Genomic DNA, 12,404 nt, shown 5'->3' on the forward strand with positions numbered 1-12,404 from the left:
ATTCAAAAATGAAAAGGTTTGGAACAGATTCGTTCCATTACGCTACAGACAGTTGCTTTCCGCGGGGAGGAAGCTGAGCCTCCTCGGCACGCCTGCGGGGTCTCAGCCTTTCCTCTATTTCCCGCAGGAGTCAACTGTCTTCCCCTCCATTCCACTATTGCTTTAAAATATATTTTAGAAGTACTAAGTTAAAAAACAACAATGCCCTTTTAGAAATAACCACAATAAATCGCTATATCTTCTGTTAATCTTCCGTCAAAAGTTCTAATATGCTTGTTTCTCACATAAATGATATATAAAGACAATACATCTACATCGAAGAAATGGGGGATTTTATGATTTATCGCTTATTAGCTTTAAATATCGATGGTACTCTCCTTCAATCAAATGGGCGTCTAACAAAATCGACGAAAGAAGCAGTTGAATATGTTCAGCAAAAAGGAATTTATGTGACGCTTGTAACCGCTAGGAGCTTGCCATCTGCTAAAAAGGTAGCTAAGGCGCTAAAATTGGATAGTTATATCGTTGTACATGAAGGAGCATTGGTTTCCAATAATGAGGACGATACAATTTTTGTTAAACGAATAGCAGAAGATCTAACAGCAGATATTGTTCGATTTTTAGAAGGGTTTATCTGCCAAATTCGCTTAGTTCATGAAAAATTCTCACTAGCTAATAAATCAAAGCTCCATCATAATATGCTTGCAAAAACGGTCTTGTCTTCCGGAGATCCTGTCTTTTATTCCCACCAATTTGTCGATGTTTTAAGTGACGTTTTATTAGAGGAACCAGTTAGTCCACCTAAAATGGAAGTGTATTTTGAAGAGAAAAAAGATTGTCGGGACGCAAAGGAAGTGCTTGAAAAGATGTTTGATGATATTAACGTTGTTCAGCATAATGAGTTACGCTTAGATATTTTGCCAGCTGGCGTGTCGAAGCTTAATGGCTTGTTATATTTAGGGGAGAAACTTGGAATAAAGAGTAGTGAAATGGTTGCTATAGGGGATGGCTTGGACGATTTAGATGTAATTGAAGCAGTTGGTCTTGGCGTAGCAATGGGGAATGCATCAAATCAGTTGAAAATCGCTGCAGATTGGGTAACGAGATCTAATAATCAAGACGGGGTTGCTTATATGGTAAAAGAACATTTCCGCAAACAGCAACCAATTGAATTTTTACGGAAGATGAATATTATAAAATAGCCATTATTTAATTTTTTACGGAAGGAGAAGTCATTACTGGACTTCTCCTTTTATCTTCTCTTGAAAATGGAAAATACAGAAAGTCTTTTGACCTTTCTAGTTATTTTTTTTAGACTAAAGTATAATTGGATAAATAAAGCGTAATTATACTTCAGAATAAAAAGGTGAGTTGAAAAATTATCATGAAAGTTATATATATACAGGGAATAACGGATGAACGTTATAAAAGGCCATTAGAGCATATAGGCAATTTATTTTTTGAAGATACAAAGATTTTATATAGCGAAGCGGAAGAAAAAGCAGATCTTCATGTCCATTTCGATACAGACATAGTTGAAGAAGAATTTACTGTAAAAGGGAAGCTTGAGGAGCTAGAAGAAGGAAAATCATTTGATAGTAACGCAGATCTCAGTGGTTTAACGGAAAAAGAAATATTTAAGCAAATGAAAAAATCCATTTCAAAAAGCTTTTTATTGCTACTGCAAGAATATACGGGAATGGTGCAAAAATGGGGTATTCTAACAGGGATTCGCCCAACAAAGCTACTCCATCGTCATATGCAAAATCAGACTCCAAAGGAAGAGGCGCATCAATCTCTTCATGAGGAATATTTAATGTCAGATGAAAAAATCCATTTAATGCAGAAAATCATCGATCGGCAATTAGCGGTGATTCCAGATTTATATGATTTAAAAAAAGAAGTAAGCATCTATATTGGAATTCCGTTTTGTCCGACAAAATGTGCGTATTGTACGTTCCCAGCCTATGCAATTAATGGACGACAAGGTTCTGTTTCGTCCTTTTTAGGTGGGCTTCATTATGAAATGGAAAAAATCGGTGAGTGGCTGAAAGAGAAAAATATTAATATTACAACCGTCTATTATGGTGGCGGTACACCAACTAGTATTACGGCAGAAGAAATGGACATGCTTTATGAGCGCATGCATGCTTCTTTTCCAAATGTAGAAAACATTCGTGAAATCACGGTTGAAGCAGGAAGACCAGATACGATAACGCCAGAAAAGCTTGAAGTTCTAAATAAATATAATATTGATCGCATTAGTATTAATCCACAATCGTATACGCAACAAACGTTAAAAGCCATTGGTAGACATCATACAGTGGAGGAAACAATTGATAAGTATCATTTAGCGCGTAAGCACGGAATGAATAATATTAATATGGATTTAATAATTGGTCTTCCTGGTGAAGGAATAGAGGAGTTTAAGTATTCTCTTGATAAGACCGAAGAGTTAATGCCTGAATCATTGACTGTTCATACCCTTTCTTTTAAACGTGCATCTGAAATGACTCGCAATAAATTGAGATATAAGGTTGCAGATCGAGACGAAATACAGGAAATGATGAAGATGGCAGAGGATTGGACAGAATTCCATGACTACGTACCTTACTATCTGTATCGCCAGAAAAATATTCTGGGGAATTTAGAGAATGTCGGCTATTCAAAGAAAAACCAAGAAAGTATCTATAATATTATGATGATGGAAGAATTGCAGACGGTAATTGGTGTAGGCTGTGGTGCATCCAGTAAATTTATCCACCCTGTTACTGGGAAGATTACACAATTTTCTAATCCAAAGCATCCAAAAACGTATAATGAAAGCTTCGAGGAATATACAGATAAAAAAATAGCCTTGTTAAACGAGCATTTTTCGTTAGAAGCTTCTAAATAAGGATTTAAAATTTTTTCTGATTCAAAATGAATATCTGTGTTGTTTTTTCTTGGACAGCGGAATAAATAAAAATCTATTAGAACAATTTCTGTTCTGGTAGATTTTTTTCTATGTTCCCGTCGTTATTTTTGTATGGAAAAAATCGCTAGTGTTAAACTAATAAATGCTTTTCACTAACTCGACATATATTTATCAAGAAAAATAGTTGCTTTTTGCAGTAAAAACGAATAACATAGAAAATGTTGTTTTTAAATGTTCGTTTTTTGGAGGTTTTTTCATGTTTAAGTTAAAGCAAAATAATACGACCGTGAGAACGGAGTTAATGGCTGGATTGACAACTTTTTTAACAATAGTTTATATAGTAGTTGTCAATCCCGGTATTTTATCACAAGCAGGAATTCCATTTGATCAAGTATTCCTAGCAACCATAATTGCGGCTGCTTTAGGGACATTATGGATGGCGCTGTTTGCGAATTATCCTATCGCCATTGCACCAGGTATGGGGTTGAACGCTTACTTCGCCTTTTCGGTTGTCGGAAATAATAATGTAGATTATACTGTTGCGCTATCAGCGGTATTTGTTGCTGGGGTTATTTTTGTTATTTTATCGCTAACACCATTTAGAGAAAAATTAATTCTTGCTATTCCGGATAACTTAAAACACGGAATAACGGCAGGTATTGGACTATTTATAGCATTTATCGGTTTAAGACAAACTGGAATTATTGTTGCACATCCAGAAAATCTGGTAGGACTAGGTGATCTTCAGTCTCCTACTGTCATTATCGCCCTTGTTGGTTTAGCAATTACTATTGTTCTTTTTAGTTTGAATATTAAAGGGGCATTATTCATAGGGATGATTGTAACAAGTATTATCGCTTATTTTACTGGTTACTTATCATTTGAAAATGGAATTATGGCAAGCCCACATTTACCTGAAGGACTTATCATTAGCAATCCATTTTCAGCGTTTGGCGATGTTATTCAACATGGATTATATGCTGTTGTATTTTCCTTTTTATTGGTAACGATTTTTGATACAACTGGTACGATGATTGGTGTAGCAGAGCAAGCTGGATTAATAAAAAACAATAAGTTACCTAAAGCGAGACAGGCACTTCTTGCTGATTCACTTGGAACATCTGTTGGAGCGATGTTTGGGACAAGCCCTACAACTGCCTTTATCGAATCGACATCAGGTGTTGCAGCAGGTGGACGTACGGGATTAACAGGTGTTACTGTTGCTATTCTGTTTATCATTTCTGCTTTTTTTGCTCCTTTAGTTAGCAGCATTTCAGGTTTATCTGCCATTACAGCTCCTGCACTTATAATTGTAGGAAGCTTGATGATGGGAGCAATAAGTGATGTAAAATGGTCAGAGTTTGATGAAGCATTCCCAGCATTTTTAGTTATTCTAAGCATGCCACTTACATCAAGCATCGCAACAGGAATTGCCCTAGGGTTTATCTCCTATCCATTATTAAAGCTAGTAAAAGGAAAAGGAAAAACCGTTCATCCACTAGTATACGTGTTTGCTGTTTTATTCCTTTATCAATTAGTGTTTTTACCACATTAATAAAAAGCTGCTGTTAGACTCAATAGAGCTGATCAGCAGCTTTTTTTATATTAAGACTAATCCAGATTCGCTTCCTTGTGCATCAGACAGAAGGTTCGCCTCTGTATTCTAAAGCGTCCTCTTCTTCTTGCGGGAGTCACCTGTCTTCCGCTCCATTCCACTCTGGGTTAATAATTATCGGCATATTTACTAATAATAGTAGCAACATCAATTGAAACCTTTTACAATTCTAATCGTATAAAAGAATGAGGAGGGGATTTTGTGTCTTTAGAGTTAAGGAATGTGACAAAAAAATTTGGTTCGTTCACTGCAGTGGATGATTTATCCATTTCGATTCCTGAAAATGAAATGTTCGGCTTTTTAGGAGGAAATGGGGCAGGAAAGACGACAACTTTTCGCATGATTCTAGGAATCTTGGAAAGTACAGCTGGACAAATAACATGGGATGATAAACCGATTAATTATTCTACCAGTCCGTATATTGGATATCTGCCAGAAGAAAGAGGACTATACCCAAAGTTAAAAGTACGGGATCAGCTTATCTATTTAGCCAGGCTAAGAGGAATGGAAAAAAAAGCTGCTTTAAAGGAGCTTGAATATTGGCTTGATCGTTTTAAAGTTCCAGAATATATGGATAAGAAAGTCGAGGAGCTTTCAAAAGGAAATCAGCAAAAAATCCAATTTATCAGTGCTGTTTTACATAAGCCGAAACTATTAATTCTTGATGAGCCATTCAGCGGGTTAGACCCAGTAAATGTGGAGCAATTAAAAAGTGCAGTCGTTGATTTAAAAAATAATGGAACGAGTATTGTTTTCTCAAGTCACCGAATGGAGCATGTGGAGGAATTATGTCAGCATTTGTGCATCATGCATAAAGGAAAGCCCGTTGTTCATGGTTCACTTAAAGAAATTAAAAGAAGCTTTGGAAGGAAAAATGTAACCATCCATGCAGATTTTGATTTGACTCATTTAATCCGTTATCCGGGCGTATTAAAATTAAAGGAAAAAGCAGAGGGTGTTTCTCTTCAAATTGAGGGAGAGGAAATTGCAGAGAGAATTTTGAAAGATATTGTTGGAAAAGGCTTTATCCGTAAATTTGCATTAGAAGAGCCTTCTTTAAACGATATTTTTATCGAAAAGGTAGGTGCTTCTCTTGAATAGTTTTTGGATTATCTTATTTCATACATTTTTAAGCAAGTTTAAAACAAAATCTTTTCTCATCACAACAGCCATCACAATCTTATTTGTTGTTGCACTTACAAATCTTTCTACCATTATTGAAACCTTTTCTGGTGAAGACGAAAAAACAGAAGTGGCAGTAATCGACCAGAGTGCCTCATTATTACCTGTCATTCAAGAGGCAGCGGAGACATTGAATGAGGACGTCAAACTTGTTCCATATAAAGATGGTGAAGAATCAGCTAAAAAAGAAGTCGAAGAAGGCAACTATAGTGGAGTGCTGATTGTAGATGTTGATTCGAGTAATTTACCAATAGCTACTTATTATACGATGGATATTGCAGAATCATCCATTTCTGGTAATTTATCAAATAGTATTCAACTGGTTAAAAGTCAATTAGCAGCTAATCAGCTTAATTTAACAAATGAGCAGCTCGCCAAATTGAATGAGCCAGTTTCCTTTGAGAAAATTGCCCTTGAGAAAGATGCGAAGACAGAGGAAGAATTAAATCAGGCTAGAGGGTTAGTTTATGTTCTCTTATTTTTAATTTATTTTGCTGTTATTTTGTATGCCAATATGATAGCGACAGAAGTAGCGACTGAAAAATCGTCACGTGTGATGGAGATCTTAATTTCAAGTGTGTCTCCAATTAAGCATATGTTTGCGAAAATTCTTGGTATTGGACTACTAAGCTTAACGCAGTTAGCCTTATTAATGGCTGTGGGCTACTTTTCATTAACTAGCAATGAAAGCCTAAGCTCGATGGAAGGGTTCCTAGGATTTAGCGAAGTACCTGTTAGCACGATTATTTATGCAGCAATCTTCTTTATTTTAGGCTATTTCCTATATGCTACTCTTGCTGCATTACTCGGCTCGCTTGTAAGCAGAATTGAAGATGTCCAGCAAATGATTACACCAATGACATTATTAATTGTTGCAGGATTTATGATTGCTATGTTCGGACTAAGTGCACCAGACACCACGTTTGTAACCATTACATCATATATCCCATTCTTCACTCCGATGCTAATGTTTATGAGAGTAGGAATGTTGAATCTACCCGTTTGGGAGCCAATTTTAGGAATCATTATTTTAGTTGCCACTATTATGATTCTTGCAATATTTGGTGCTAGAGTATATAAAGGCGGCGTGCTGATGTATGGAAAATCAAATTCTTATAAAGATATAAAAAAAGCTCTGCAGCTTACGAAAAAAGAATAAACTTGTAAAAAAAGTCTCATGAATAGTGAGACTTTTTTTGTGGAGTAATTTAGTGGAACTAAAAAATGGCTGTTCTATCAAAATACTCACCAATTATAGATAAGAACGTGCATTCGTATTTTTGACATGGTAAAATAGAAGGAAATAGTTATAGGACGTGAGAGTATGGAAATATCCTTTATACATTGTGCGGATTTACATTTAGACAGTCCAATGGTTGGGTTGAAAAATTTGCCAACATCTATACATAACAAGCTGAAGGAAAGTACATTTATTGCATTTAAAAAAGTAATCGATACCGCTATAAATAAAAAAGTTGATTTTGTGATAATTGCTGGAGATATTTATGATGGGGAAGACAGGAGTATTAGAGCGCAGATTCGATTTCGAGAAGAAATGCTGCGTCTAAAAGAAAACCAAATCGAGGTTTATCTTGTCCATGGAAATCATGATCATTTAAATGGCAGCTGGATAAACATTGACTTGCCTGATAATGTTCAGGTTTTTCCATCTATGGTTACGATAAAGCAGTTTATAAAAAATAATGTATCCGTTAATTTATATGGTTTTAGTTATGAAACAAGACATGTGAAAGAGAGAAAGATTGATGAATATATTCGAAGTGAGGGTGCTAATTTTCATATCGGAATACTGCATGGTAATTTAGAAGGATCCACTGACCATCGTGCGTATGCGCCTTTTCAGGTGAAAGATTTACTTGCAAAAAAAATGGATTATTGGGCTTTAGGTCATATTCACAAGCGTGAATTGTTAGAAACGATTCCTCCTATTGTGTATCCAGGAAATACCCAAGGGCGCCATAAAAAGGAAACGGAAGAAAAGGGCTGCTATTTTGTAGAATTAAGTGAGAAGGATGCTCGATTAGAATTTATCCCTACATCTGAAGTGGTTTGGGAGTCATTGAAAATAGATGCAAGCAATGTAAAAACATTTGACGAGCTATATAGGCTTTGTCGGAAAAAAATCGATGAAAGAAGAGATGGAAGCTATTCGTTTATTGTCTCCTTCGAGATTGAACAATTGCAAATGGAAGATTCTTTTCTCGATTCCGATTTATTAGAAATCCTTCAGCAGGATGAAGGAGATTCTGAATCCTTTGTGTGGGTTACTTCCATAAAGATACAGGAAAATACGGAATGGTTAAAAGATAATCTGCTGAAAGAATCGGCATTTTATGAAGAATTATTTGCTGTTACGAAGGAAAACGAGGCAGTGGATGATGCAGTTTTCTCTTTATACCAACACCCAAAAGCATATCGTTTCCTAGAAGAGCTGACAGCTGATGAAAAACGAGATTTAGCGAAAGAAGCAGAAGAATTATTGCTTTCAATGCTAGTTAATTACGGGAGGTGATCGGATATGGAATTAAAGAAAATAACTATTTATGGCTATGGGAAATTAGAAAATAAAACTTTTTCCATCCATTCTCCTATTCATGTGTTTTATGGGGAAAATGAGGCTGGTAAATCGACGATAATGAGTTTTATTCATAGTATTTTATTTGGATTCCCAACAAAACAACAGGCGGAATTAAGATATGAACCGAAGCTGCAGCATAAATATGGCGGCCAACTAGAAATACTCTTCCCTGAGATTGGACTAGCAACAATAGAAAGAGTAAAAGGTAAAGCGTCTGGTGATGTAACAGTCACTTTGGAGGATGGAAGAAGAGGTCAAGAAGAGCTTTTAAATGAACTATTAGCAGGAATGGATAAAGGTCTTTATCAATCCATTTTTTCCTTTAATTTACACGGATTGCAAAACGTGCAGCAACTAAAGGGAGAAGAACTAGGAAGGTTTTTGTTTTCAACAGGAGCGGTCGGTTCTGATAGGCTATTAAAAGTAGAAAATGACTTACAGAAGGAATTAGATTCACGCTATAAGCCTAGTGGAAAAAAGCCTGTCTTAAACGAAAAGCTCCAAGATTTACGAGAACGGCATCGCCAATTAAAAATAGAAGAGAAAGATAATAATAAATATGAGCAATTGCTTGCAGAGAAAGATCGGTTAGAAAAAGAAAGATTGCAGACGGAAGAAACAATAAAAATGGAGGAACAGGAATATAGGCTATTGGAAGAATGGACCAAAATAAAAAAGATTGTCCAAGAAAAGGAAGTAATTGAACAAAAATTAGAAGCCTATAAGGAGTTTACTTTCCCGCAGAATGGGTTAACTAGATGGGAATCGATAAAAGAAAAAATACTTTCTGTCGAAGCAGAAATCCGACATGTGGAAATGAAAACGATGGAAATAGAAAAAGAAGTGGCAAGTTGTACTATCCAAGAAAAACTCCTTGCTGCTGAAAATGAGATATTGTTTGCTGTTGAAAAATTGCCAGTCTATGAACAATTACAGAATCGGCAAACGCAAGTGCAAAATCAATTAAAAAATATAGAAATAGAAATCGATAGCTTAAAAAGCAAATTGCATCTGCCAATGGAAGAAGAAATTTTACTAAAGGAAAGTAATACAAGCATATTTTTAAAAGAGCAATGCGCACAGGCTGCTTCTAAACAACGGAGATTAAAGGAGCAGAAAGAAGAGCTGGATGAGCGATTAAAGGAGGAGCAAACTACTTTAGAAGCGTTAGAAGAGACGGTAAAGGTAGAGAAGAAAAAGCTACTGCCAAAAGCTGATCGATCTAGATTAGAAGAACGTGTGAAAAGCGATAATCAAGTTCAATGGAACAAAGAAAAGGCTGCTTTACTATTAAGGGAAATCAATCAATTAGAAGAACAGGTAAAGGTAGAAGAGAAGCGCTTTAAGCAGAGCGCCATGGTAACAGGTGTTCTATCAATATTTTTGTTGCTAGTTGGAGGAGGAGCTTTATTTTTTGAGCAATGGTTCCTCGCGTTTGTTAGCTTTACTGTTTGCATTGTATATTTTTTCGTCTTCATGTCGGAAAAAAAACTTGCTAAAAGTGAACTCAGAAAAAAATCCAAAAGAATAGTGCTTATAAAAGAAGAACGCGATCATTTGCTTTCGGTCTTTGAAAAAGGAGAGGGAGTTTCTCTCCTTGATGAACAGAAGCTAGAAGAAGATGCAAAACGGAGAGATACATTGACGCAGCTTCAGTTTAAATTAGACCAGCAAAATGAGAGCTATGAAAGAGTATTACAAGGATTTGAAAAGTGGGAAGCAGATTTTCTTTCCCATCAAAAGCTATTGAGACAATTGGCAAACGAGCTCCAAATTCCTTATGAATTGGCAACTCAGCATATATATGATGCATTTTTATTAATAGAAGAATGGAAAACGAGAGATAGGGAAATATTATCTCTGCATCAAGAAATCAAGGAAATTCATCAAGAGAAGGAACAAATTTCAAATACAATCATTCATCTTTTCCAAACGTTTATCGGAGAAGAGGAAGAAACAATTGCAAATAGGTGCTATCGATTAAAAAAGGCATTAACGGAAGAGAAATTGAAAAAAGATACCGTGAAAGCTTATCGACGAAAGCAAGCTGATATAACAGAAAATATGGATAGATATCAAACGGAGTATGGCCGTTATTTAGAAGAAAAGATAGCACTATTTTCGATTGCTGGAGTAGAGGAAGAAGAGGCTTTTCGTGAAAAGGCGGCACTTGAAATAGAAAGAGAAAGATATACGGATCGACTTTCTACGGTTAATTTACAATTAGACATGGCGAATATCTCAAAAGGACAAATTCCTTTGTATCAAAGAATTCAAGATCCAGAGCTACAGTTAAAAGAAAAACAAGCAAACATGGAACGATTAGCGTCTCGTTTAAATGAGGTTATAGAGGAGAGTGCTGCGATTAACTTTACGCTTTCGAGAATTGAAAGTGGAGGTACATACACCGATTTATTGCATACATTTAAACAGTCACAGTCGGAATTCAAAGAAGACGCGAGAGAATGGGCAAAATTTGCCGTTGCAAAACAGCTATTAGCCAAAACCGTTGAGCAATATAAACAAAAACAATTGCCTGCTATGCTTCAGAAGGCAGAGGAAAATCTAGCTTTTCTGACAGAAGGGAAATATATTCGGATACTGCCAAAGGAAGAGGGAGCGGGATTTTTAGTAGAGAGCCATCAACATGTTTTTTATGAGGCAAAGGAATTAAGTCAGGGAACGACTGAACAATTATATTTATCAATTCGAATTGCCTTAGCGCAAACATTTTATCAAAATTATTTTATTCCATTTATCATCGATGATAGCTTTGTTAATTTTGATGAAAAGCGAACGGAAAAAGTGATTCAATTATTAAAGAATTGCGAGCGAAATCAGCTAATATTCTTTACTTGTCATCGCCATCTATTAAAATATTTTCCAGAAGATAGTTTGAATCTATTACCAACAGAGGAAAGAGAAACAAGCTTATAAAGATGGAATGACTTCATGCTATACTTAAATAAAGAGATAGATAAAGGAGAGAGAATGTGTTGGACAAAAAAGGAGTACTTCAATATGAGGTTGGGGAACAATTTGAATCCTATTTATTAATAAAGAATGCTACAAAAGCTATTGCAAGCAATGGAAAGCCGTTTATGACGCTTATTTTTCAAGATAAAACGGGTGAAATTGAAGCAAAGCTTTGGGATGCTACGGAAGTCGATGAGCAGAGCTATCGCCCGGAAACGATTGTAAAAGTGAATGGGGATATCCAAAGTTATCGTGGAAAGCTTCAATTAAGAATTCGTCAAATTAAGGTTGCTACAGGTGAAGAAGGCATTCGATTGGCTGATTTCCTGGAAACAGCTCCCCTTACAACGGATGAGATGTTAAGTAAAATAACTCATTATATTTTTGAAATGCAAAATCCCAATATCCAAAGAATTACAAGGCATTTAGTAAAGAAGCATCAAGAGGCATTTTTGCAATTTCCAGCAGCAACGAAAAACCATCATGAGTTTGTTTCTGGATTAGCGTATCACGTTGTAAGTATGCTAGATTTGGCAAAGGCAATAGCAAGCCTTTACCCTAGCTTGGATAAAGATTTGCTATACGGAGGGATTATCCTTCATGACCTTGGAAAAGTAATCGAATTATCTGGACCAATTTCCACTTCTTATACATTGGAAGGGAATTTACTTGGACATATTTCGATCATGATTAATGAAATAGGAAAAGCAGCTGATGAGTTAGGGATAAGAGGAGAAGAAGTGGTCATTCTTCAGCATTTAGTATTGTCCCATCATGGCAAGCCAGAATGGGGAAGCCCGAAAGCTCCGTTAATTAAAGAAGCAGAAATCTTACATTATATTGATAACTTAGACGCTAAAATGAATATGCTAGATCGCGTGTTGGAAAGAGCGAAACCAGGTGAATTTACGGAAAGAGTGTTCCCGTTAGAAAACCGTTCCTTCTATAAGCCGACATTTCATAAATAAAGACTAAGGAGGAGTTCCCATGGGTTCTCTTCCTTTTTTGTGTTTTAGAAGTTTGTATTAAAGATAACTTCTTTCTGGAAAAATCTGCGTTCAAGGGAATAATCTAGTTTTTCTAGCATAGGATGAAATAAAAGATAGAAATTACTA

General features: G+C 35.8%; 8 protein-coding genes. All 8 read left to right on the forward strand.

The window, feature by feature from the left end; all coding sequences use genetic code 11:
• Positions 1-335 precede the first annotated feature (335 nt).
• The 8 genes from AB3U99_RS06040 to yhaM all read left to right on the forward strand — a co-directional run bounded on the left by AB3U99_RS06040 (position 336) and on the right by yhaM (position 12,257).
• Positions 336-1,202, forward strand: a complete 867-nt coding sequence (locus AB3U99_RS06040; protein ID WP_400246326.1) for a Cof-type HAD-IIB family hydrolase — start codon at positions 336-338, stop codon at positions 1,200-1,202.
• 182 nt (positions 1,203-1,384) lie between these two features.
• Positions 1,385-2,896 (forward strand): coproporphyrinogen III oxidase, encoded by a 1,512-nt coding sequence (locus AB3U99_RS06045; protein WP_400246328.1) that lies wholly within the window; start codon positions 1,385-1,387, stop codon positions 2,894-2,896.
• Between the two features lie 277 nt (positions 2,897-3,173).
• Positions 3,174-4,472, forward strand: coding sequence for an NCS2 family permease (locus AB3U99_RS06050; RefSeq protein ID WP_400246330.1), 1,299 nt, complete (start codon positions 3,174-3,176; stop codon positions 4,470-4,472).
• Between the two features lie 261 nt (positions 4,473-4,733).
• Positions 4,734-5,633, forward strand: coding sequence for an ABC transporter ATP-binding protein (locus AB3U99_RS06055; RefSeq protein WP_400246332.1), 900 nt, complete (start codon positions 4,734-4,736; stop codon positions 5,631-5,633).
• A complete protein-coding gene (locus AB3U99_RS06060; RefSeq protein WP_400246334.1) occupies positions 5,626-6,873 on the forward strand; it encodes an ABC transporter permease in 1,248 nt (415 codons plus the stop codon). Before AB3U99_RS06055 ends, AB3U99_RS06060 begins: the two co-directional genes overlap by 8 nt.
• 165 nt (positions 6,874-7,038) lie before the next feature.
• Positions 7,039-8,247 carry an exonuclease SbcCD subunit D gene (locus tag AB3U99_RS06065; RefSeq protein WP_400246336.1) on the forward strand — a complete coding sequence of 403 codons (1,209 nt, stop codon included), beginning with the start codon at positions 7,039-7,041 and terminating at the stop codon, positions 8,245-8,247.
• 6 nt (positions 8,248-8,253) lie between these two features.
• Positions 8,254-11,250 carry an AAA family ATPase gene (locus AB3U99_RS06070; RefSeq protein WP_400246338.1) on the forward strand — a complete coding sequence of 999 codons (2,997 nt, stop codon included), beginning with the start codon at positions 8,254-8,256 and terminating at the stop codon, positions 11,248-11,250.
• 56 nt (positions 11,251-11,306) lie between these two features.
• Entirely contained in the window at positions 11,307-12,257 is a 951-nt protein-coding gene (yhaM, locus tag AB3U99_RS06075) for a 3'-5' exoribonuclease YhaM (protein ID WP_400246340.1), read from the forward strand.
• Positions 12,258-12,404 lie beyond the last annotated feature (147 nt).

The organism is Niallia tiangongensis (assembly GCF_044704065.1).
In the GTDB taxonomy this organism is placed as follows: domain Bacteria; phylum Bacillota; class Bacilli; order Bacillales; family Cytobacillaceae; genus Niallia; species Niallia tiangongensis.

Coding starts and splice junctions, on each gene's coding strand:
- AB3U99_RS06040 (WP_400246326.1), top strand. CDS start 336: ATGATTTATCGCTTATTAGCTTTAAATATCGATGGTACTCTCCTTCAA.
- AB3U99_RS06045 (WP_400246328.1), top strand. CDS start 1,385: ATGAAAGTTATATATATACAGGGAATAACGGATGAACGTTATAAAAGG.
- AB3U99_RS06050 (WP_400246330.1), top strand. CDS start 3,174: ATGTTTAAGTTAAAGCAAAATAATACGACCGTGAGAACGGAGTTAATG.
- AB3U99_RS06065 (WP_400246336.1), top strand. CDS start 7,039: ATGGAAATATCCTTTATACATTGTGCGGATTTACATTTAGACAGTCCA.
- AB3U99_RS06070 (WP_400246338.1), top strand. CDS start 8,254: ATGGAATTAAAGAAAATAACTATTTATGGCTATGGGAAATTAGAAAAT.